General features: G+C 74.4%; 20 protein-coding genes and 1 pseudogene. 1 reads left to right on the plus strand and 20 read right to left on the minus strand.

Going from position 1 to position 22272, the window contains the following annotated elements; translation table 11 throughout:
• Positions 1-10: 10 nt before the first annotated feature.
• The 15 genes and pseudogenes from ACWCYY_RS05290 to ACWCYY_RS05360 form a co-directional block, all read right to left on the minus strand.
• Positions 11-1264 (minus strand): cytochrome P450 family protein, encoded by a 1254-nt coding sequence (locus ACWCYY_RS05290; protein WP_449795171.1) that lies wholly within the window; start codon positions 1262-1264, stop codon positions 11-13.
• Positions 1261-1608 carry an antibiotic biosynthesis monooxygenase family protein gene (locus ACWCYY_RS05295; RefSeq protein ID WP_380148450.1) on the minus strand — a complete coding sequence of 116 codons (348 nt, stop codon included), beginning with the start codon at positions 1606-1608 and terminating at the stop codon, positions 1261-1263. Before ACWCYY_RS05295 ends, ACWCYY_RS05290 begins: the two co-directional genes overlap by 4 nt.
• The gene (locus tag ACWCYY_RS05300) at positions 1605-1931 is read right to left on the minus strand and encodes an antibiotic biosynthesis monooxygenase family protein (RefSeq protein WP_380148452.1); all 327 of its coding nucleotides are present in this window, start codon (positions 1929-1931) and stop codon (positions 1605-1607) included. The genes ACWCYY_RS05295 and ACWCYY_RS05300 overlap by 4 nt, the downstream gene beginning before the upstream one ends.
• Entirely contained in the window at positions 1931-2680 is a 750-nt protein-coding gene (locus ACWCYY_RS05305) for an SDR family NAD(P)-dependent oxidoreductase (RefSeq protein WP_380148454.1), read from the minus strand. Before ACWCYY_RS05305 ends, ACWCYY_RS05300 begins: the two co-directional genes overlap by 1 nt.
• Before the next feature lie 79 nt (positions 2681-2759).
• On the minus strand, positions 2760-3527 hold the full coding sequence (locus ACWCYY_RS05310) for an SDR family NAD(P)-dependent oxidoreductase (protein ID WP_380148685.1): 768 nt from the start codon (positions 3525-3527) through the stop codon (positions 2760-2762).
• Positions 3504-3956: pseudogene (locus ACWCYY_RS05315) on the minus strand (SRPBCC family protein); the annotation flags it as partial. The pseudogene ACWCYY_RS05315 and the gene ACWCYY_RS05310, both read right to left, overlap by 24 nt.
• Positions 3956-4219 (minus strand): acyl carrier protein, encoded by a 264-nt coding sequence (locus tag ACWCYY_RS05320; protein WP_345280906.1) that lies wholly within the window; start codon positions 4217-4219, stop codon positions 3956-3958. The gene ACWCYY_RS05320 and the pseudogene ACWCYY_RS05315, both read right to left, overlap by 1 nt.
• Before the next feature lie 26 nt (positions 4220-4245).
• Complete coding sequence (locus ACWCYY_RS05325) at positions 4246-5508, minus strand: ketosynthase chain-length factor (protein ID WP_449795172.1); 1263 nt, start codon at positions 5506-5508, stop codon at positions 4246-4248.
• Positions 5505-6776 (minus strand): beta-ketoacyl-[acyl-carrier-protein] synthase family protein, encoded by a 1272-nt coding sequence (locus tag ACWCYY_RS05330; protein WP_449795173.1) that lies wholly within the window; start codon positions 6774-6776, stop codon positions 5505-5507. The genes ACWCYY_RS05325 and ACWCYY_RS05330 overlap by 4 nt, the downstream gene beginning before the upstream one ends.
• A complete protein-coding gene (locus ACWCYY_RS05335; RefSeq protein WP_449795174.1) occupies positions 6773-7228 on the minus strand; it encodes a cupin domain-containing protein in 456 nt (151 codons plus the stop codon). The genes ACWCYY_RS05330 and ACWCYY_RS05335 overlap by 4 nt, the downstream gene beginning before the upstream one ends.
• Entirely contained in the window at positions 7225-7596 is a 372-nt protein-coding gene (locus ACWCYY_RS05340) for a TcmI family type II polyketide cyclase (protein ID WP_449795175.1), read from the minus strand. The genes ACWCYY_RS05335 and ACWCYY_RS05340 overlap by 4 nt, the downstream gene beginning before the upstream one ends.
• A 187-nt stretch (positions 7597-7783) precedes the next feature.
• A complete protein-coding gene (locus ACWCYY_RS05345) occupies positions 7784-9724 on the minus strand; it encodes a BTAD domain-containing putative transcriptional regulator (RefSeq protein WP_449795176.1) in 1941 nt (646 codons plus the stop codon).
• A 320-nt stretch (positions 9725-10044) separates the two neighbouring features.
• Positions 10045-11916: an asparagine synthase (glutamine-hydrolyzing) gene (asnB, locus tag ACWCYY_RS05350; RefSeq protein ID WP_449795177.1), complete on the minus strand. Its 1872-nt coding sequence runs from the start codon at positions 11914-11916 to the stop codon at positions 10045-10047.
• Between the two features lie 37 nt (positions 11917-11953).
• Positions 11954-12457 (minus strand): hypothetical protein, encoded by a 504-nt coding sequence (locus ACWCYY_RS05355; protein WP_449795178.1) that lies wholly within the window; start codon positions 12455-12457, stop codon positions 11954-11956.
• Positions 12454-12903: an anthrone oxygenase family protein gene (locus tag ACWCYY_RS05360; protein ID WP_449795179.1), complete on the minus strand. Its 450-nt coding sequence runs from the start codon at positions 12901-12903 to the stop codon at positions 12454-12456. The genes ACWCYY_RS05355 and ACWCYY_RS05360 overlap by 4 nt, the downstream gene beginning before the upstream one ends.
• Before the next feature lie 199 nt (positions 12904-13102).
• Here ACWCYY_RS05360 and ACWCYY_RS05365 point away from each other — a divergent pair, with 199 nt between their 5' ends.
• The gene (locus ACWCYY_RS05365; protein WP_449795180.1) at positions 13103-14695 is read left to right on the plus strand and encodes an FAD-dependent monooxygenase; all 1593 of its coding nucleotides are present in this window, start codon (positions 13103-13105) and stop codon (positions 14693-14695) included.
• Between the two features lie 320 nt (positions 14696-15015).
• On the opposite strand, the gene ACWCYY_RS05370 is transcribed toward ACWCYY_RS05365, so the two are convergent.
• The 5 genes from ACWCYY_RS05370 to ACWCYY_RS05390 all read right to left on the minus strand — a co-directional run bounded on the left by ACWCYY_RS05370 (position 15016) and on the right by ACWCYY_RS05390 (position 22218).
• On the minus strand, positions 15016-16620 hold the full coding sequence (locus ACWCYY_RS05370; RefSeq protein ID WP_449795181.1) for an FAD-dependent oxidoreductase: 1605 nt from the start codon (positions 16618-16620) through the stop codon (positions 15016-15018).
• Positions 16617-17657, minus strand: a complete 1041-nt coding sequence (locus ACWCYY_RS05375) for a methyltransferase (protein ID WP_345280885.1) — start codon at positions 17655-17657, stop codon at positions 16617-16619. The genes ACWCYY_RS05370 and ACWCYY_RS05375 overlap by 4 nt, the downstream gene beginning before the upstream one ends.
• A gap of 175 nt (positions 17658-17832) precedes the next feature.
• A complete protein-coding gene (locus tag ACWCYY_RS05380; protein WP_449795182.1) occupies positions 17833-19452 on the minus strand; it encodes an MDR family MFS transporter in 1620 nt (539 codons plus the stop codon).
• A 188-nt stretch (positions 19453-19640) separates the two neighbouring features.
• Positions 19641-20618 carry a quinone oxidoreductase family protein gene (locus ACWCYY_RS05385; protein WP_345280881.1) on the minus strand — a complete coding sequence of 326 codons (978 nt, stop codon included), beginning with the start codon at positions 20616-20618 and terminating at the stop codon, positions 19641-19643.
• A 94-nt stretch (positions 20619-20712) separates the two neighbouring features.
• Entirely contained in the window at positions 20713-22218 is a 1506-nt protein-coding gene (locus ACWCYY_RS05390; protein WP_449795183.1) for an FAD-dependent monooxygenase, read from the minus strand.
• Between the last annotated feature and the right edge of the window lie 54 nt (positions 22219-22272).

The raw sequence follows: 22272 nt of genomic DNA on the forward strand, positions 1-22272 counted from the left end.
CGGGCCGGGGTCAGGCGAGATGGACGGGGAGCTCCTCCAGGCCGCGCATCATCAGGCTCTGACGGTGGCGCAGCTCGCCGGGCTCCCCGGCCAGCCGCAGGCCGGGGAAGCGCTCGAAGAGCCGGCCGATCACGATCTGCCCCTCCAGCCGGGCCAGCGGGGCGCCCAGGCAGTGGTGGATGCCGTGGCCGAAGGCCAGGCCGGCGGCGTTCGGCCGGTCGAGGTCGAAGCGGTCCGGGTCCTGGTGACGGGCCGGGTCGCGGCCGGCCGCGGCCAGTGAAATGGTGACGAACTCGCCTTCCGGGATGAGCACGTCACCGACCTTCACCGGCTCGGTGGTGAAGCGCCAGGTGGCGTTGGAGACCGGCCCGTCGTGGCGCAGGAACTCCTCGACCGCGGCGGGCCAGAGCGAGGCGTCGGCGGCCAGCCGGGCCCGGGCCGCGGGGTGGGTGAGCAGGGTCAGGGTGCCGTTGCCGATCAGGTTGACGGTGGTCTCGTGCCCGGCGACGAGCAGCAGGAAGGCCATCGGGACCAGCTCCTCGGCCGCCAGCCGCTCGCCCTCCTCCTCGGCGTGCACCAGATCGCTCAGCAGGTCGTCGGCGGGCGCCGCGCGCTTGGCCGCGATCAGCGCCCGGAGGTAGCCGATCATCGCCACGTTGGCGTCCCGGACCTCCTCGGTGCCGGCGCCGGAGACCAGCAGGTTGGACCAGCGGCGGAACTCGGCCCGGTCGTCCGGCGGCACCCCGAGCAGCCAGCAGATCACCGTGAACGGCACCGGGAAGGCCAGCGCCTCCATCAACTCGACCCGGTCCTGCCCGGCGAGGCCGTCCAGCAGCTCGTCCACCAGGGCGGTGATCCGGGGCCGCAGCGACTCGACCCGGCGGGCGGTGAAGGCCCGGCCCACCAGGCGGCGCAGCCGGGTGTGGTCCGGCGGGTCGCTGTCCAGCATGTGCGCGCTCAACTCCTGCGGGAACTGGCTGCGTTCGCCCGCCTCCCGGAGGAACGCCTCCCGCGCGGCCGGGTCCGCGAAGTTCTTCGGGACCAGCTGGAAGCCGACCCGCATGTCCTTGCTCAGCCGCGGGTCGGCGAGCAGTGCGCGGGCGTCCTCGTAGCGGGTGACCAGCCAGGTGCGCAGTCCGTTGGGGGTGAGCACCGGGACGGCCCCCGCCGCCTCGCGCAGTTCGGCGAGGACGGCGTACGGGTCCTGGTGGAAGGCGGGCGTGAAGAGGTCGAGCGGCGCCGCCGGGGTGGCCGGGTGGGTCATGCGCTGGCTCCTGTCGGGTCCGGCTCGCGGCTGGCCGCGCCGTAGCTGGCGAGCTCTCGGTAGATCTCGAACGGCCGCTCGCGGGCGGTGTCGCGGAAGGGGCGCAGCGGGGCGGTCTGGTCACGGTGCCGGGCTCCGCCCTCCCAGCGCTCGAAGGCCTCCCAGTCGGCCCAGCGGCTGACCACCACGAAGCAGTCCGGGCGGCCGGGCGCGCCGAGCAGCCGGTTGCCGAGCAGGCCGGGGGTGCCGGCCATCCGGCGGCTGGACTCGTGGTACGCCGTCAGCACGGCCGCCGGGTCGTCGCTCAGGTGGTATAGCACCACCTCGACGGCGCCGGCCGTCACGGCGCGCCGCCGGCCGCGCCGGCCAGCGCGGCGACCACGTGCATGGTGGTCATCGAGCCGGCGCTGCGGTACGGGTGCAGCTTCTGCCGGTGCGTCAGGTGCCGGTCGCTGGTCTCGAACTCGCGGAACCTGGGCTCGTCGGTCCAGTCGCTGACGATCCAGTAGACGCCGCTCTCCTCGGCGCTGCGGGACAGCCACTGGCCGAGGTTGGCCGGGTGGTCGGTGACCGAGTCGCCCACCTCGCGCCAGACCCGCTCGAAGTCGCCCTCCATGCCGGGGTTGATCTGCATCCGCAGCATCACCCGGAACACCTGCTCGCCCATCAGATGCCCCCGTCCACGTTGAGGGTCTCGCCGGTGACGTACCCGGACAGGTCGCTGAGCAGGAAGAGCACGGGGGCGGCCAGTTCGGCCACCGTGCCGAGCCGGGCCAGCGAGGTCTTCTGCGCGTAGGTGGCCCGCAGCGCCTCGGCGCGGTCGGCGGGCATGGCCTCGAAGGCCTCGGTCTCGATCACGCCGGGCGCCACCACGTTGACCCGGATGCCGCGCGGGCCGAGCTCCTTGGCGAGCGAGCGGGTCAGCCCGGTCATGGCCGCCTTGGCGGCGGTGTAGTGGGCCCGCAGCGGGATGCCGGCGGCCGCGCCCCGGGAGCCGATGTTGACCACGGAGGAGCCGGCCCCGAGCAGCGGCAGGGTCTGCTGGATCACCCGGTAGGCGGCGGTCAGGTTGGTGTCGATGACCCGGGACCACTCGTCGGCGGGCAGCTCGGCGAACGGGACGTGGCTGATCACGCCGGCGTTGTTGACCACCCCGTCGAGGCGGCCGTAGTGCTGCCTGGCGAGCGCGGCCAGCCGGTCCACCTCCTCGATCCGGGCCAGGTCGGCGCGGATCACGTGGTGCTCGCCCGGGGTCTCCTTGAGCTCCCGGACCAGGCTGTCCACCGCCTCGCCCTCCTGGCGGTGGCAGGTGAGCACGTCGGCGCCGGCCCGGGCGGCGGCCAGCACGATGCCGCGGCCGATGCCGCGGGTGCCGCCGGTGACCAGGATCTTCTTGCCGTGCAGTGCGAATTCCATCGGGATCTCCTCCTGAGGCCTGCCGGACGGATCGGGTCCGGCGGGCCGGGGTCGGGTGGGGCGGGGGCGTTGGGTGGGGTCAGACGCAGCCGTCGGCGTGGATGTCCTGGCCGGTGATGTACGAGGCGTGCTCGCTGCCGAGGAAGAGCACCAGCCGGGCGATGTCCTCGACGGTGCCGAGCCGGCCGAGCGCGGTGAAGGAGGCGAACAGCCGGCGCTGCCGCTCGGCCTCCTCGGCGGGGAGCTCGTCCAGTGCCTCGGTGGCGATCCGGCCGGGGGAGACGGTGTTGACCCGGATGCCCTGCGGTCCGAGCTCGCGGGCCAGCGAGCGGGTCAGCCCGACCAGGCCGGCCTTGACGGCGGTGTAGTGGGCGCCGCCGGCCATCCCGATCCCGGTCACCGTGGAGCCGAGGTTGACGATCGAGGAGCCGGGGCCGAGCAGCGGCAGCGCGCGCCGGGTGACCAGGTGAGTGGCCGTCAGGTTGCCCTGGACGGTGGCCGCCCACTCGGCGGGGTCGAGGTCCCGGTAGGGCACCGGCCGGAACGCGCCGGCGTTGTTGACCACCACGTCCAGCCCGCCGAGGCCGGCGTCGCACTCGTCCAGCAGCCGCTCGACGTCCCGCTCGTCGGAGGCGTCGGCGCGCAGCACCCGGTGCTTGCCCGGGGTGGCGGCCAGTTCCCTTTCGAGCGAGCCGACGGCCTCGTCCCGGCGCCGGTGGCAGGTCACCACGTCGGCGCCCGCCCGGGCGGCGGCCAGCACGATGCCGCGGCCGATGCCCCGGGTGCCGCCGGTGACCAGGAACCGGCGGCCGGACAGCTGCGAGCCGGCCCGGGCGGCGGCCTCCACCTTGGCCTTGATCAGCCGCAGTTGGACCAGGGTGTTGCGGTTCAGCCGGTCGGTCATCCCGGCGTCGTCAAGCGGAGCGCCGGGCTTCATCGCGAAGTCCTGCAGCCAGCGCATCCGGACGCCGTCGGGCTGCTGGACGTAGGACCAGCGGATGTCCATGTGCTGGAACGGGCCGGTCTCGATCCGGCGGGCCCGCACGGTGCGGGTGCGCGGGTCCGGGGTCCGCTCGGAGACCCAGCTCCAGACCGTGCCGTTCTCGTCCGGGTGGAGCGCGAGCCGGAACCGCACGGTGTCCCCGTCCAGCTCCAGGATCTCGGCGCTCGCGTACTCGCTGAACAGCCGCGGCCACCCGGCCACGTCGTTGGTCATCTCCCAGACCAGCTCCATCGGGGCGTCGATGGTGATCGCGTTGTCGGTGTGCCCGGCCATCAGCGCACCGCCCCGGCGAGCCGTGCGTTGACGTAGTCGACCACCTGACGGGGCGTCTCCTTCTGCTCCACCTCGCCGTCCGGGATGCGGAAGCCGTACTCCCGCTCCACCCGGCCGGCCAGCTCCAGCAGGGCCAGCGAGTCGTAGCCCAGCTCGCTGAACGGCACGTCCGTCAGGTCCCTCCCGTCCGCAGCGCTCCGCTCGTCCGTGCCGGCACCCTCGCGCAGGATCCGCAGCAGGTCCTCCACCGTGAACTGGGCCATCAGCGGCCGCCTTTCGTCGTCTCGGGTCATGTCGTGGGATGCGGGCCGTCACCGGCGCCGACCAGCAGCGCGGAGGTGAAGCCGCCGTGGCCGCGGGCCAGCACCAGGGCGGTGCGCGGTGCGGTCGGCCGGGGGCGGTCCAGCACCAGGTCGATCTCGTGGCCGGGGGCCGGGCGGAGCGGGCCCGCGGTGTGCGGGACCAGTCCGTGGCGCAGTGCCAGCAGGGCGGTGGCGGTGTCCAGCGCCGCGCCGCCGGCGTAGAGCCGGCCGGTCAGGGTCTTCGGCGCCGTCACCGGCACCCCGCCGGGGCCGAACACCTCGGTGATCGCCCGGGATTCGGCCAGGTCCTGCTCCGGCCGGCCGGAGGCGTCGGCGAACACCACGTCCACCGCCTCGGCGGCCAGCCCGGCGTCGGCCAGCGCGCGCCGGATCACGGCGGCCAGCACCGGCGGACGGGCGGAGCCCGGCGGCGGGTCGAACCCGGCCGCGTAGCCCAGCAGTTCGCCGTAGTGCGGGGCGCCGCGCCCGGCCGCCCCGGCGGCGCTCTCCACCACCAGGAAGGCGCCGCCCTCCCCGGGGACGAAGCCCGTCGCGGCCCGGTCGAAGGGCAGGTAGGCGCGGGCCGGGTCGTCCTCGGTGGAGAGCCCGCCGGCCGACAGCTGGGCCACCAGTCCGTACGGGCAGAGCGAGGCGTCCGTGCCGCCGCTGAGCACCAGCCGCGAGCCGGAGGAGAGCAGCCGCCGGGCCTGCCCGAGCGCGTCCAGGCCGCCGGCCTGCTCGCAGCAGAGCACCCCGCAGGGGCCGCGCATGCCGTGCCGGATGGAGACCTGGCCGGTGGTCGCCGCGTAGAACCAGGCGATCGACTGATAGGCCGTCACCCAGGACGGGCCGCGCTGGTACAGCCGCTCCATCTCGTGCTGTCCGAACTCGGTGCCGCCGGAGGAGCTCGCGCTCACCACCGCCATCTCGTACTCGGGCAGCGCGGCCGGATCGGCGCCGGCGTCCTCCAGCGCGGCCGCTGCGGCCGCCAGCGCGAAGTGGGTGAAGCGGTCGGTCTGCGGGACCAGTCGGCCCGGCACCTGCTCCGCGGTTTCGAAGCCGGGCACCTCGCCGGCCACGCCGACCGGGTAGCCGGTGGTGTCGAAGCGGGTGATCCGGCCGAGGCCGCTCTTGCCCGCGAGCACCGACTCCCAGTGCTGCCGGGCGCCGATCCCGGTCGGGGCCACCACGCCGATCCCGGTCACCACGGCCCGGCCGGGCCGCCCGGTGCCGAGCCCCGAGGCGCTCACCGGACCACCCCCGTGCCCGGCCGGCCGAGCACCATCGCGGTCTGGAAGCCGCCGAACCCGCTGCCCACGCTGAGCACCCGGTCCATCCGGTGCTCGCGCGCGGTCACCGGCACGTAGTCCAGGTCGCACTCCGGATCGGCCACCGTGAGGTTGGCGGTCGGCGGCACCACCTGGTGGCGCAGCGCCAGCGCGCAGGCGGCGATCTCCAGGGAGCCGATGGCGCCCAGGGAGTGACCGATCATCGACTTGATCGAGCTCACCGGGACCTCGTGGGCCCGGGGCCCGAGACTGCGCTTGAAGGCGGCGGTCTCGTGCCGGTCGTTCTGCTTGGTGCCGGAGCCGTGCGCGTTGACGTAGTCGACGGCGGACGGGTCGGTCCCGGCCCGGTCCAGCGCGACCCGGATCGCCTCGGCCATCTCCCGGCCGTCCGGCTTCAGCCCGGTCATGTGGAAGGCGTTGCTGCGCCCGGCGAAGCCGAGCACCTCCGCGTACACCTCGGCGCCCCGGCGACGGGCCGCCGCCGCCTCCTCGATCACCAGCACCGCCGAGCCCTCGCCCAGCACGAACCCGTCGCGCCGGCCGTCGAAGGGCCGCGAGGCGTGCTCCGGGTCGGCGTTGCTCGGGGTGGTCGCCTTGATGGCGTCGAAGCAGGCGAGGGTGATCGGCGACAGCGGGGCGTCGGTCGCCCCGGCCAGCATCACGTCGGCGCTGCCCTCCTCGATCAGCTGCACGCCGTGGCCGATCGAGTCCAGGCCCGAGGTGCAGCCGGTGGAGACCAGCGCCACCGGCCCCTCGGCGCCGACCTGCCAGGCCACCTCGGCCGCCAGCGTGCTGGGCACCATGTAGCCGTACAGGTGCGGGACGCCGTAGCTGTGGTCCACCAGCCAGTCGCGGCCCTGGTCGGAGAGGACGGTGTACTCCTCCTCCAGGCCCATCGTGCAGCCGACCGCACTGCCGACCGAGACGGCCAGCCGGGCCGGGTCCGCGCCGGACAGGTCGAGGCCGCTGTCGGCCACCGCCTCCCGGGCCGCCACCACGGCGAACTGGGCGGCCCGGTCCATCCGCCGGACCTCCCGGGCGGTGAGCCCGGCCGCGCGCGGGTCGAAGTCGCACTCGGCGGCCACCTGGGAGCGGAAGCCGGAGGGGTCGAACAGGCTGATCCTGCGGGTGGCCGTGCGCCCCGCCGCGAGCAGGTCCCAGTAGGCCTTCCGGCCGATGCCGCCCGGCGCGACCACCCCGACGCCGGTGATGACGGCCCGTCGGCTCACCGCGCGCCTCCGGTCTGCGCGCCGCCCGCCCCCGGGGCGCCGACGTCCGGATTGCCGGCGGCGGCGTCCAGCGGCTGCTCGGTGTCGATGTGACCGAGCTCGGGCCGGGGGGCCAGCGGCGAGAGGTGGAAGACCGCCTCGGCCGTCTCGTCGCCGGTGTTGACCAGCCGGTGCCGGACCCCGATCGGGACCAACAGTGAATCGCCCACGGTGAGTTGCACCGGCTGGTCGTCCAGCGTCATCTCCAGCCGGCCCCGCACCACGTGCAGGAACTCCTCGGAGTACGGGTGCAGGTGCTCGGTGACGTACTCGCCCGGGGCCAGCGTGAGCCGCCCGCCGAAGCCCGAACGGCAGCCCACCGTCCGGGGGCTGAGGGTGACCCGGATGTCGCCGCCGCGCTTGGTGTTCGCCTCGACGGCGTCGACGGCCACCTTGACCGCGGGGGCGCTCATGCGCCACCGCCCAGGTTGGCGCCGTTCGGCCGGGTGATCTCGGCGCCGCCGTCCGGGGTCCAGGAGTAGAACGGCACGGCCATCGCGTCCCTGGGCTCGCGCCAGTTCGGGTCGAACGGGGTGATGAACTCGCCGAGCCGGGTGTTGATCTCCTGGTACCGCGGGTGGCTCCGGGCCCGGTAGAGGTTGGGTGCGATGTCCTGCTCGGCCTCGACCAGGTGGAAGTACAGGTTGTGGAAGGCGAACAGGGTCCGCCTGGACACGCCCACCAGATGGGGGAGTTCGGTGCCGTCCGAGTCGGCGAAGACCTGCGCCACGCCCTCGGCGTCGGCGAGGTCCATCCTCGCCACGATCAGCGTTCGATGCACGGTGCCTCCTTGCTCGTCGCTACCCGACCCATGCTGGTGGGCGGTGATCGAGGCGCTCTCGAAGGCTCCTGGAAGGCCGCTGGGCGGGGCCGGAGCGGGCCGGGACGCACCGCGGCCCGTCGCGCCGGGGAGGCGTGACGGGCCGGGATCGGTCGGACGGGGGAGGGGCGGGCCGGGTGGGCGGGGGTCAGCCGGCGAGGCCGGGGTGGGTCAGCAGGGCGGTGCCGGCGGGCTCGTGCCGCGGTGCCGAGGGCGGGGCCTCCTCGCCCCGGAGCAGCAGCAGGGCGTGCCGGGTGAGCCGCGGCACCGCGTACGCCGGGGCGGCCCCGGACTCCCGGTCCTCGGCGCTGACCGGCAGTTCGTCCACCAGGTGCACGTCCACCAGGTCCTCCAGCAGGGTCTCGGCGTCCTCCGCTCGCCGAGACAGCAGCTTGGCCGCGTCGTCCGCCCGCCAACACCGGCGGTTGCGCTCGGCCAGCAGGTGCAGCAACTTCCGGTGCGGCTCCGGCAGGTGACGGTAGCTCGACTCCACGGTGCCGGCCAGCGACTGGGTGCCGGCCGGCAGGCCGAGCAGCACCGACTGGTTGCTGCGCAGCCGTTCGGCCAGCCGGGCCGCCGACCAGCCGGGCCGGGCCGCGAGCCGGGCCGCGACCGCGCGGAGCACCAGCGGAAGCCCCTCGCACATCCGCAGCAGCTCGTGCGCGGCGGCCGGTTCGTCCTGCCAGTGCCGCCCGCCGGCCACCCGGTTGTACAGCCGCAGCGAGTCGTCGGTGGAGAGCGCCGACAGCACCACCTTGCGGCCCATGCCGAGGCTGTGCGCCCGGTACCGGTTGGTGGCGATCACCGCGCACCCGGAGCCGCCGGGGATCAGGGCGCGCAGCTGGGAGGCGGCCAGCACGTCGTCGACCACCACCAGCACCCTGCGGTCGGCGGTCCAGCTGCGCAGCAGCCGGCTGAGGTCGTCCAGCCCGGTCGGCAACTCGTCGCGGCGCAGGCCCAGCGAGCCCAGGGCGGCGGCCAGCACCTCGGTGAGCTGGGCCGTGCCGTGGCCCACCGCCGTCAGGTCGACGTAGAGCTGGCCGTCGGGGAAGTACCGGCGCAGCCGGTGCGCGGCGCGGATCGCGAACGCGGTCTTGCCGACGCCGGGGGCGCCGTGCACCTCCACCACCCGGGTGCCCGACTCGGCCCGCCGGGTGGCGCCTAAGTATCCCTCGAGTTCGGCGAGTTCCTCCTGTCGCCCGACGAAGTCCCCGACGTCGGCCGGGAGTTGGGCCGGGCTGAGCAGGGCGGTCCGCTGCGGGACCGGCCGCCCGGTGCCGCTTCTGGGCGGGGCGGCGGGTCGGCCGCGGTCGGCCAGCACCTCCTGGTGCAGCTGCTGCAGCGCCGCCGAGGGCTCCAGCCCGAGGTCGTCCACCAGGCGGGTGCGCAGGGTGCGGAAGACGTCGAGCGCCTCCGGGCGGCGGCCGCTCCGGTGCAGGGCCCGCATCAGCTGGTCGGCGAAGGCCTCGTGGGTCGGATGGGCCCGGAAGGCCGTCGACAGCTCGTCCAGCACCGCGTGGTGGCGGCCGAGCTCCAGCTCGATCGCGAAGCGCCGCTCCATCGCGTTGCGGCGGTGCTCCTCCAGCTGGGTGGACCAGGCGGCCAGCCGCCGGCTGCCGGTCACGTCGACCAGGGCCTGGCCCTGCCAGATCCCCAGCGCCTCGGCCAGGGTGTCGGCCGCCTGCCGGCCCAGGCCGGCCCGGTGCTCGCCGCGGCCGCGCTCCACCAACTGCTCGAAGCGGTAGGCGTCGACGGCCTGTTTGTCCTCCAGCTGGAGCTCGTAGCCGCCGACCCTGGTGAGCAGGGCAGGGCGGCCGCTCGGCGGGCAGGAGGCGAACGGTGCCCCGGTCTGTCCGGTGGCCAGCCGCAGCCGCCGGCGCAGCTGGTAGATGTAGGTCTGAAGGGTGGTCAGGGCGCTCAGCGGGGGGCGGTCCTCCCAGAGCTCCTCGCACAGCTGGTCGACGCTGACCAGGGTGTTGGCGTTGAGCACCAGCAGCGCGAGCACCTGGCGCAGCTTGGGGGCGGAGGGGGTGACGTCTCCGCCGTCACGGTGTACGCGGAGCGAGCCCAGAATTCCGATCTCCAGCATGGCGAATCCTCATTTCGGCCACATTCACACCTGGCAATCCCGGTGGGGCTGAGTACAGCGGCAAATGACCATTGCCCGTCTTTTGCCTTTTCTTTTCCTGGGCGGCAGTGGCCGCCTCGTCCCAGGCGCTGGGTGGCTACGGGACCGCTGGGGGGAGCGGCGGGCAATGGTGAAGAATTCACCTGCCCTGAACCCAATCTTTCCCAGTTCGCCCGCCACCATATTCGCCCGTGCACATATATGGCAAGGACGGTCCGAATCAAGTCAGCCGGGGAATGCGATCCGGACGAATGCGGCGGCCGAGGTGTGACGCCGCCACGTCAGAGCCGCAGGTCCACCCGGTACTCGGTCAGCCAGGTGTCGAGCTGGATCATCATCTCCATGCTGGCCCGCTCGACCCAGGCGAACGCCCCGCTGGGCGCGCCGCCCGGGGCCAGCGCGGCCCTGGTCGCGGCGGTGTCCAGCAGCGGCGCGACGGCCGCCCCGCGGTCGGCCGCCAGCTCGGCGAACCGGGCCCGCAGCCGCTCCCCGTACTCGGCGTCCTGGGTGGTCGGGTAGGCGCTCTTGCGCCGGTTCAGCACCGGCTCCGGCAGCAGGTCGGCGACCGCCGCCCGCAGCAGGCTCTTCTCCTGGCCGCCCACCCGCTTGAGCTCGGCGGGCACGTTGTAGACGTACTCCACCAGGGCCCGGTCGCAGAACGGCGGCCGCAGCTGCACGCCGTGCGCCGTGCTCATCCGGTCCGCCCGGTCCAGGTGGGTCGGCGCCCAGCGGGTCAGCGCCAGGTAGCTCACCTCGCGGGCCCGGCGCTCGGCAGCGCTCTCGCCGGCCACGTGCGGGACCTCGGTCAGCGCGTCCCGGTAGTGCTGGTCGGCGTACTCCAGGAAGTCCAGCTCCTTGCGCAGCCCGAGGTCCACCAGGGAGCAGCCGAGCCCGCCGGCCGCCGCGTCGTGGCCGCGCTCGAACGAGACCCAGGGGAAGGTGCGGGAGTTGCTGTGGTCCGGGTCGTACGCCCAGAAGTAGCCGTTGAACACCTCGTCCGCGGTCTCGCCGGAGAGCACCGCCGTCACCCCCGCACGGCGCAGCGCCGCGAAGAACAGCAGCAGCGAGACGTCCATGTCGCCCAGCGGGGACGGCACGTCCTGGCTGCGCAGCGCGGCCGCGTGCACCTCGCGGTCGGCCAGCGCGGCGGTGTCCAACAGGATCTCGGTGTGCTCGGTGCCGATGTGACGGGCCGCCAGCTCGGCGAACGGGGCGTCGGGGGTGGCCCGCATGGTCGGGTGCGGCTGGAAGTTCTCGGTGTAGCCGGTGAAGTTGACCGAGAAGGTGCGCAGCGGCCCGCCCCCGGCCTCCCGCAGGGTCCGCTGCGCCAGCGCCGTCAGCGCGCTGGAGTCGATCCCGCCGGAGAGCATCGCACCGACCGGGACGTCCGCCCGCAGGTGCCGCGCCACCGAACCGGCCAGCAGCTCCCGCACCGTGGCGACGGTGGTCGCGGTGTCGTCGGTGTGCGGCCGGGCCGGCAGCGACCAGTAGCGCTGCTCGGTGACGCCCTCCCGACGGACCGTCAGCCAGTGCCCGGGGAGCACTTCGCGCATCCCCCGGAACACGCCGGTGCCCGGCTTGCGGCTGTGCGCGAACAGCTCGCGCAGCCCGTCCGCGTCCACCACCGGGCTGACCTCCGGATGGGTTAGCAGCGCCTTCGGCTCGGAGCCGAACAGCGCCCCGGCGGCGGTGGTCACGTAGCACAGCGGCTTGACGCCCAGCCGGTCCCTGGCCAGCAGCAGCTCCTGCCGGCGGACGTCCCAGACCGCCAGCGCGAACAGGCCCTCCAGCCGCGGGAGGAACCCCTCGCCCCACTCCAGATAGGCGTGCAGCGCCGCCTCGGCGTCCGAACGGTCCGTCAGCCGGTGCCCCCGGGACGCCAGTTCGGCGGCCAGCTCGTCCCGGTTGGTGAGCGCCCCGTCCAGGGCCAGCACCGCCACCGGACGGCCGCCGTCGGCGAACACCGCGGGCTGCGCGCCCCGTTCGAGCTCCAGCAGCGCCAGCCGCCGGTGCGCCAGTGCGGCCGGCCCCTCGGCCCACTCGCCCGCGCCGTCCGGCCCGCGGTGCGCCAGCGCCGCGGACATCGCCCGCAGGGTGCCGGCCTGCCCGGCCGCGTCCCGCCCGAAGTCCACCCAGCCCGTGATCCCGCTCATCCTGCAGTCCTCTCGTCCGGTCCGATTCGCTTGCGGTTCACGGCAGTTCGCCGTCCGGCCCGCCCCAGGTGCCGGCCTGCGGCTCCACGTCCACCAGCGCCAGGCCCTCGGCCGCCACGGCGGCCCGGAACGCGGCCAGGTCCGGGGCCGCCGTCACCGCGATGCCCAGCCGCCGCCCGGCCGCCTCGCCGTAGCGGTGGTACAGCTCCAGATAGCCGCGGGCGGTCCGCTCGGCGTCCTCCGCCAGCCGGTAGCGGACCGGGCCGCGCAGGCCCCGCCAGGTCAGCTCACCTGCCGCGCCGCCCGCGAAGTTGTGCCGCCAGCCGCTGCCGGTGGCCACCACCAGAGCGCCGCCCAGCCGGTGCACCCCGGCCGGCACGGTGTACGGGCGGCCGCTGCGCCGCCCGGTGAAGTGCAGCAGCGCGAGGTGCAGCGCCACCGGCCCCGGGTCGGCCCGGGAGAGCAGTTCGCGCATCCGCTCGTCCGCCCCCGCCCGGTCCGGGCCCTCGGGCAGCGCCCGCCGGACGGTGCCGCCGGTCACGACAGCACCACCGCGGCCGCCGTCAGCGAGCAGCCGGCCGCCGCGCAGCAGGTGCGCACCAGGTGCCAGTCGCGCCACTGCGGCCGCGGGTCCTGCCAGCCGGGGCCCAGGTCGGCCGGCCCGGTGGCCTTGACCCGCCGGTTGATCGGCACGTTCCTGGTCTGCGACACCGCCGCCACCCCCGCCATGCACACCACCGCCGCACCGAACAGCAGCCGCGGCGGGCCCTCGGCCCGGACCGCCAGCACCAGGTCGGCCAGGGTGGACCCGGCCACCACGAACGGCATGATCCGGTCGTAGTGGCGGCCGAGCAGCTTGTGGGTGGCCACGTAGTGCTCCGGCGTCATCGCGATCAGCGCGGGCACCACGCTGATCGCCACCGCGAACAGCACCCCCGCCACCAGACCGGTGCCCACCAGCACCGCCACGCTCAAGGTCTCCACCACGCTCCCCGCCACCCCTCTCCGTCCGTCGGCCGGTACCTGACGAAGCATCGCCAGACCGGCTGGGACAGCGCTCGAATCCGCCTGGGACGTGGTACGGCACCGCGCTCCGCGGCTCGCCCGTCCCACCAGCCCGGCCCCAGCGGCCCGGTGTTCGCTTCGCCCGGCAGGGATCCGACACAGGCAACCGAAGGGAGCGGACATGGCCGTGGAGACGACCGACGTCCTGATCGTGGGCGGCAGCATGGTGGGTCTGGCCCAGGCCCTCTTCCTGGCCCGGCAGGGCATCCGGCCGGTCCTGGTGGAGCGGCACACCGAGGTCTCGGCGCACCCCCGGGCGCAGGCGGCCAGCCCGCGCACCATGGAGCTGCTGCGGGCGCTCGGCCTGGAGCAGCGGGTGCGCGAGCGCGAGACGCCCGGCGCCCAGTACGGCGACATCCTCCAGGTCACCTCGCTGACCGGGACCGAACTCGGCCGCTTCGACGGCCCGTTCCGGCACGACCCGAACGAGGTCGGCACCACCGGATGGACGCTGATCGGGCAGGACCGCCTGGAGCCGGTGCTGCTGGAGCGGGCCCGTGAGCTGGGCGCCGACCTCCGCTTCGGCACCGAGCTGGTGAGCCACCGTCAGGACGCCGACGGCGTCACCTCCGTGCTGCGCGACCTGCGCGACGGCACCGAACGGACGGTGCGCAGCCGCTACCTGGTGGCCGCCGACGGCTTCCGCGCCGAGATCCGGGAGGGCCTCGGCATCGGCGCGCACGGCCGCGGCGTGCTCGGGCAGCAGATGAGCGTCATCTTCCACGCCGACCTCGACCCGTACGTCGCCGGGCGGAGCTTCTTCCTCTGCTTCGTCAGCAACGAGCGGGTCAAGGGCGTGCTGGGGCGGATCGGCGGGCCGGAGTCGGACCGCTGGGTGCTGGCGCCGAGCCTGCCGCCGGGGGCCAGCCACCGGGAGTACTCCGCCGAGGAGTGCGTCGAACTGGTGCGGGCCGCCGTCGGGGTGCCGGAGCTGGCGGTCGAGGTGGAGTCGGCGAGCAGCTGGGAGGTGGCGGCCCAGGTCGCCGACCGGTTCCGCGACCGGCGGGTGCTGCTGGCCGGGGACTGCGTGCACGTGATGCCGCCCACCGGCGGCTTCGGCGGCAACATGGGCGTCCAGGACGCGCACAACCTGGCCTGGAAGCTGGCCCTGGTGCTGCGCGGCCAGGCCGGCCCCGAACTGCTGGACAGCTACGAGCAGGAGCGGGCGCCGGTCGCCGAGTTCACCGTGGAGCAGGGCGTCATCCGCTACCTCCAGCGCAGCGGACTGGACGCCGAGGCGGCCGCCCGGCACCGCCCGGAGACCACCGTGCTGTTCGGCCAGGTCTACCGCTCCGGCGCGGTGCTCACCGAGGACGGCCCGGACGACGGCGCCCCGGTCGAGGACCCGGTGGTGCCCTCCGGCCGCCCCGGCACCCGCGCCGCCCACCTCCCGCTGGTCGTCGACGGCCGCACCACTCCGCTGCACGACCTGCTGACCGGCGGCTTCCTGCTGCTGGCCGGCCCGGCCGGGGCCGCCTGGGAGCCCGCCGCAGCGGCCGTCCGGGCCGCCACCGGGCTGGACCTGACGGCCCGTCGGGTCGGTGCGGGGGAGCCGCCGGAGACGGTCGAGCGCTTCCTCAAGGCCTACGGCGTGGGCCCGGACGGAGCCGCGCTGATCCGGCCGGACGGCTTCATCGCCTGGCGCACCGCCGCACTCCCGGCCGACCCGGCCGAGGCCCTGGGCAGCACACTGGCCCGGCTGCTGCGCCCCTGACGGCACGACAGCACGGCAGCCCCAGCCCGGCGGTCCGACGGCTCGGTGGTCCGACGATCCGACGCCGCCGGCCCGGCGGCCTGGCTGCGCCGAGGCCCGGTGATCTGACAGCAGGACAGCGCGGGGCCTGGCGACTCGATGCCGCGGCGGCCCCAGCACGGTGGTCCGGCGGTCCGACGGTTCGGTGGTCCGACGATCCGACGCCGCCGCCGTCGCGGCGGCTTGGCTGCGCCGAGGCCCGGTGATCTGACGGCAGGACAGAGCGGCACGACGGAAGGGGCGCCCGGCTCGGCCGGGCGCCCCTTCCTGGTGTCGTCTGCTCAGTCGCGGTCCAGCAGCGTGCGCAGAGCCGCGGCCGCCGCCTCGCCGGGAGCGGTGTCCTCGCCAGTGGAGCGCCAGGCGACGAAGCCGTCCGGCCGGACCAGTGAGGCGCCGCCGAGCGGCAGCCCGTACCGGGCCCGGAACACTCCCTCCGGATCGGTGAACTCCCCGTCCGGGCCGATCCGGTGGACCGCGAGCGGCAGGCCGAGCCGGCCGGCCTCGGCCACCGCCCGCTCGGTCCAGTCGCCCGCCGCGCCGTCGGCCAGCAGCACGAAGCCCGCGCCGAACAGGTCCAGGCAGGAGAGCGGGCCGTCCGGTCCGCCGACCACCAGGTGCGGTGCCCGGGCCCCGGGCCGGCCGGTCGGCCGCGCCGGGTCCTCGAAGGGTTCGTCGTCGCCGTCGGGCTCGGCGGCGAACGCCCCGGCCGGGTAGCGGTAGCCGAAGGTCACCGTGGTCTCGTCCAGCAGCTCCGGCGCCACCTCCTGGAACTGCTTGCCCTCCCGCACCGCGAACCGCAGCATCGCCTGACGCACCGTCTGCTCCGCGACCGGGCGGCGCTCGGCCCGGTAGCTCTCCAGCAGGCCGGGCCCGGCCGTGCCGGCCAGCACCAGGGCGAGCTTCCAGGCCAGGTTGTACGCGTCCTGGATGCCGGTGCTGGCCCCGAACGCACCGGTCGGCGGCATCACGTGGGCGGCGTCGCCGGCCACCAGCACCCGGCCGGCGGCGAACGCGTCCGCGACCCGGGCCGAGATGTCCCAGGAGGGCAGGTGGGTGGACTCCACCTTCAGCGCCAGCTCCGGCACCCCGACCGCGGCCCGGATCACCGCCGCGCAGCGCTCCTCGGTGAAGTCCACGGCCCGCTGCCCGCGGTCGGGGAAGTAGGAGACGTTCAGCACCCAGCGCTGGTCGTTGTCGATCGGGATGAGGGTGCCCCGCACCTCCGGGTTGTTGACGTAGGCGGCGATGATCCGGCGGCCGCGCAGCGCCTCGGTCAGGTCCGCCTCGAAGAAGACCGAGACCAGGTTGGTGATGGTGCCGGGGCCGGCCGCGCCGATCCCGAGCAGTTCGCGGACGGGGCTGCGGCTGCCGTCCGCCGCGATCAGGTACGCGGCCCGCAGCTCCTCCCGACGGCCGGTGGCCAGGTCGGTGACGGTGGCCAGCACCCCGTCCTGATCCTGTGTCACCCCGTCCAGCCGGGTGTGGAAGCGGACGTCGGCGCCGACCTCGACGGCCCGCGCCCGCAGGATCGGCTCCAGCTGGTTCTGGTCGATCAGGGTCCACTGGGTCGGGCTGATCCGGCCGATGTCCTCGGGCGTCGCGTTGGGCATCCGCACCCGCTCCGCGCCGGCCAGCGTCTCCACGTGCACCAGGTCGGTGTTGCCGGAGATCGGCGAGCGCCCGGCCCGGACCAGTTCCTCGATGCCGACCGCGCGGTACAGCTCCATGGTGCGCGGGTTGATGGCCCGGGCCTTGGGGTGGGTGGAGGTGTCGGGGTGGCGCTCGACCAGGGTGGCTCGGACACCGTGGTGGGCCAGGAACACCGCCGCCGACAGGCCGGTCAGCCCGCCGCCGACGATCAGGACGGGGAGCTGCTCCGCGTTCACGCCGCCTCCTTGCGGGCCGTCACCAGGGTGTGGGTGCCGAGCAGCGGCTCGGCCGTGTCGTCCGTGAAGCCGGCCTCCCGCAGCCAGGATCGGCAGTCGCCGACCCGGTACTCGGAGCCGTCCGGGCTGACCAGCCGCATGTGCAGACTGCTCAACAGCCGCTCCGGGTCCCGCCGTTCGTCGTCGATCATCCGGTCGTAGACCAGCACCGCACCGCCCGGCCGGACGGCGGCGAAGACCCGGCGCAGCAGCTCCCGCCGCCGCTCGTCCGAGAATCCGTGCAGGATGTGGCCGAGCACCACCACGTCGGCGGGCGGCAGCGCGTCGGTGAAGAAGTCGCCGCCGACGAAGGAGACCCGGTCGGCCAGGCCGAGCCGGCCGATGTGCTCGGTGAACAGCGGCCTGGTCCGCTCCAGGTCGAAGCAGACCGCCGCCAGGTGCGGGTGGGCCCCGGCCAGGACGGCGGCCAGGTTGCCCCGGGCCCCGCCCAGGTCCACGAAGGAGCCGTACCGGGCCCAGTCGAGCCGGCCGGCCAGCTCGGTGCCCATCCGGTCGCTGTACGCGTCGAGCCCGGCCAGGAAGCGCTTCATCTTCGCCGGATCCTGGTGCCGGTCGCCGACGAAGCCGCCCTTGTCCGGGTCCAGGTGCTGCGGCTCGCCGGTGCGCAGCGCCTCGCTGAGCCGGCCCCAGGTCCCGTACAGGGTCTCGTTGGTGAGCTCCACGAAGCCGCCCAGGTAGGAGCCGGAGCCCGGCACCAGGTAGGCCTCGGCGAGCGGGCCGTTGCGGTACCGGTCGCCGGTGCGTTCCAGCAGGCCGAGGCCGGTCAGCGCGTCGAGGAAGTCGTCCGCCATCCGCGGGTGCAGGCCGGTGCGCCCGGCCACCTGGGCGGCCGCGGCGGGCCCGGCGGCCAGCGCGTCGAACACGCCGAGCGTGACGGCGCTGTGCAGCACCTTGGCCGCGCAGTCGGCGATGGTCAGCCGGATCAGCGGGCCCGGGTCCACCCGGCCGGCCGTTTTCGGGTCCTCGGTCGTCGTCACGCACGCCTCCTGGTCTCGGTGCCGTCTGGTCCTGCCCCGACCATCGCGGGCCGCCGTCGAGGCGGGCTCGAAGCCCGCTGTAACTCCGGTAGGTCGCGGGCGGGGTGCCGGAACGCCGCCGGGCCGCCCGCCGGAGGTGTCCGGCGGGCGGCCCGTGGTGCGGGTCGACGGTGCGTCAGGAGTGCTGCTCGGCGGGCTGGTCGTGGCCGTGACCGTGGCCGCCCCCACCCTCGCCGTGGCCGCCCTCACCGCCGCCGCCCTCGCCGCCCCAGGTGCGCAGCGGCAGGTCCTTCATCAGCAGGGCGCAGACCAGACCGACCGCCAGCACCGGGACGGTGGCCAGGAAGACCGGGCTGAGCGCCGCGGCGTAGGCCTGCTCGACCGCCTGGCGGGTGGTGTCCGCGAGCCGGTCCAGCACCTCGTGCGAGGCGAGCGAGTCGGCGCTCACCCCGTTGAGCCCGCCGGCCGGCACCCGGGCGGTGAGCTCCTCGGTGAGCCGGTTGTAGAAGATCGCGGCGAACACCGAGATGCCCAGCGTGCTGCCCAGTTGGCGGGAGAAGGCGACGGTGGCGTGCACGGCGCCGATGTCGTCGCGCGGCGCGGTGTTCTGCGCGGCCATGGTGAGCACCTGCATGTTGAGGCCGGCCGCGACGCCGAAGACCAGCATGTAGCCGACCACCACCGCCCGCGGCGTCCCGGTGTCCATGGTGGAGAACAGCAGCGCGCCGACGATGCCGGTGGCCATGCTGGCCACGGGGTACCACTTGTAGCGGCCGCTCTTGGTGATCAGCTTGGTGGAGACCACCGAGGCGGCGACCAGGCCGGCCATCATCGGCAGCAGCACCAGGCCGGACATGGTCGGGGTGGCACCGGTGGCGACCTGGACGTACAGCGCGAGGAAGACCACCGCGCCGAGGAAGACCACCCCGGCGGCGGCGCTGACCAGCACGCTGACCGAGAAGGTCGAGTCGCGGAACAGGTGCAGCGGGATCACCGGCTCGGCGGCCCGCCGCTCGGCGGCCACGAACAGCGCGCCGAGCACCACCGCGACGGCCCCGAGGCCGAGGATCTGCGGCGAGGCCCAGTCGTACTTGCCGCCGCCCCAGCTGGCCACCAGGGTGAGCGCGACGATGGCACCGCTGAGGGTGAGGAACCCGGCGTAGTCGATCTTCGCCTGCCGGGTCTTCGGCGGCAGGTGCAGGAAGGCGGCGAGCATGCCGAGCACCAGCAGGCCCAGCGGCAGGTTGACCAGGAACACCCAGTGCCAGCTGAGCAGGTCGGTGAGCACCCCGCCGACGGCGGGGCCGGCCACCGCGGCGCCCGCGAAGACCATGCCGAACATGCCGTAGTACTTGGCGCCCTCGCGCGGGCTGAACAGCTCGCCGATGATCGCCAGCACGGAGACGAACAGGCCGCCGGCGCCCAGGCCCTGGACCACCCGGAAGGCGATCAGCTGCTCCATCGACTGGGCCGCGCCGCTGAGCAGCGAGCCCAGGATGAAGACCGCGACGGCGACCAGGAAGACGGTCTTGCGGCCGAACAGGTCACCGAGCTTGCCGTAGACCGGCGTGGTGACGCTGCTGGTGATGATGTAGGCGGTGGTGACCCAGGCGAAGAGCTCGAGGCCGCCCAGGTCGCCGACGATCCGGGGCAGGGCGGTGGCCACCACCTGGGAGTCGAGCATGGCCAGGAAGATCGCGAGCATGCAGGCGAAGATCACCGGCTTGATCCGGGTGCCGGGCGGCGGGCCGGCGGTGGGCGGCCCTTCCTCGGGACGGGTGGTCGGAGCTGACACGGGTCTACCTTTCGAGCGGTGTGATCAGGGTGGTGCGGCGGCCTGTGCCGCCGCGGACGGTGCTCGTCCCCGACCTGCCGGCCGCGGTGCGACCGGTGTCATTTCGGATGTGTCCGACCAGGGGAGTGGGGCTGGGGGTGGCCGGTCGCGTACGGGGGCGCCGCGACCGGCCACCGGCTGAGGGGGTGTCAGGGGACCAGGACGACCTTGCCGAGCTGGGCCCGGGCCTCCATCAACTCGTGGGACTTGACGGCGTCCTCGAGCGGCAGGCGCTCGTGGACCACCGGCTTGACCAGGCCGGTGCGGATCATCTCCAGCAGGTCGCGCTGACCCGCGGCGATGGCCTCCGGCCGGTTGTAGAGCATGGCGTAGAGCGCGAAGCCCGCCACGGTCTTCATCCGGCTCAGCATCAGCGGGTTGACCGGCTGGATGTCGCCGCTGGCCGAGCCGTAGAAGACCAGCCGGCCGAACTGGGCGGTCAGCGCGACGCTCTTGGTGAGGATGTCGCCGCCGACGGTCTCCAGCACCACGTCGGCGCCGCGGCCGTCGGTGGCGGCCCGGACCTGGTCGTCCCAGTCGGCGTCGGTGTAGTTGATCGCCACGTCGGCACCGAGCGAGCGGACGAAGTCCAGCTTGGCCGCGGTGCTGGCGGTGGCGATCACCTTGCCGGCGCCCATCGCCTTGGCGATCTGCACCGCGAGGTGGCCGACCCCGCCGGAGGCGGCGTCGATCAGCACCGTCTCGCCGGGCTTGAGCTGGCCGGCCTCCTTGAGCGCGTGGTACGCGGTCTGGGCGGGGCTGGGCAGCAGGGTGGCCTCGGCGGCGTCCATGTCCTGCGGGATGGTGATCAGCCAGGCGGCGTCGGCGGTGACGTAGTCGGCGTAGGCGCTGTGGTCCACGTCCACCACCACCCGGTCGCCGACCTTGACGTTGGTGACGCCCTCGCCGAGCGCCTCGACGGTGCCGGCGACGTCGCCGCCGGGGGCGCCGGGCAGACCGGCGTGGCCGCCGATCGGGATGCCCTGGCGGCGCTGGACCTCGGCGAAGGTGACGCCGATGGCCTCGGAACGGATCAGCACGTGGCCCGGCCCGGGCTGCGGCTTCTCCGCCTCCTCGACACGCAGCACCGACGGAGCTCCGTGCTCGTAGTGGCGGACGATTCGCATGTGGTTCTCCTTTGATGACGTATGCACTTGTATGTTGGCATGCATGCGTTTGCGAGTCTACATATTTCGGTGGGCCGCGCAAGGGCGGCCGGGGTCAGACGGTGCCGAACCAGCGCGCGAGCGCCTCGCGCAGTCCGTCGCGGAGCTCCTCGGCCGAGGCGTCCCGGTCGGCGGCCCAGGCCACGTAGCCGTCGGGGCGCACCAGCAGGCCGGCCAGGCCGGGCTCCTGGTCGCACTCGGCCACCACGTGCCGCACCCGGCCGCCCCAGGAGACGCCCGCGGCCCACTCCTCGTAGACCCCGGCCAGCTCGGGCCGGGCCGCCAGGTCGAGCAGCAGGCCGGTGCCGCGCTTGAGGTACTCGGGCAGGGTGCTCTTGCCGTCGGCGGTGCGCAGCTCCAGGTCGCGGGCGAAGTCGCCGAGCAACCGGTGCTCCGGGCCCGGGAGTTGGTACCGCACGGTGACGCCGCTGAGCATCTCGGCCAGGTGCCGGTTGACCTGGTCCTTGCGCATCAGGTCGGTGAACAGCTCGCGCAGCTCGGTCACGTACGGGTCCGGGTTCATCAGCGCGATCTGGGCCCGGGTGTTGGCCAGCACCCGGCGGGCCGGCTCCTGCCGCTCCCGGTCGTAGCTGTCGAGCAGGCCCTCGGAGGCCCAGCCGTGCACGGTGGCGGCCAGCTTCCAGCCGAGGTTGAGCGCGTCCTGCAGGCCGAGGTTGAGGCCCTGGCCGCCGACCGGGAAGTGGGTGTGGGCGGCGTCGCCGGCCAGCAGGATCCGGCCCTCCCGGTAGCGGTCGGCCTGGCAGGCCGAGTCGGTGAACCAGGACAGCCAGCGGGCGTCGCGGGCGCCGAGGTCGTCGCCCCAGATCTCCCGCAGGCTGGCGGTGAGTTCGTCGAGGGTGAGCTCCGAGCCCGGCTCCTTGCCCTGCTCGAAGTCGAAGGTGGCGACCCGGTGGTAGGTGTCGTCCAGCGGGACGCAGAACAGCAGGCCGCGTGCGGTCCGCTCCATGCCCATCGGCGCGTTCTCCGGGTCGGCCAGCCGGACGTCGCCGAGCCGGGCGGTGACCCGGCCGCCGGTGCCGGGGAAGCCGATGCCGGCCGCCTTGCGGACCTGGCTGCGCGCGCCGTCGCAGCCGACCAGGTACTTGGCGCGCAGGGTGTACGGGCCGTCCGGGCCGGTGACGTCCAGCTCCACGCCGTCCGCGTCCTGCCGGGCGGCGGTCACCTCGTGCCCGCGCCGGATCTCGGCGCCGACCTCGATCGCGCGCTCCTCCAACAGCCGCTCGGTGCGGGCCTGTTCGGAGAGCAGCGCGTAGCCGTGGGCGCTGTCCAGGGTGGAGAAGTCCACCCAGACGTCCAGCCCGGCGAAGTGGCCGTTGTTCCAGGAGCGGGCCCCCTCCTTGAAGCGCTTGAGCAGACCGCGCCGGTCGAGCGACTCCAGCGAGCGGGCGTGCAGCCCGAAGGCCTTGGAGTGCGGCGAGCGCTCGGGCAGCCGCTCCAGTACGAGGGCCCGGACGCGGGCGATCCGCAGTTCCGCGGCGAGCAGCAGGCCGACCGGCCCGCCGCCCACCACGAGGACGTCGTAGTCCTGATCCGATGACATGACCCCTCCTTCACTCGTCGGGAGAGCATCTAGATGCATGCTCTCAGATATATG

Source organism: Kitasatospora sp. NPDC001664 (genome assembly GCF_053596675.1).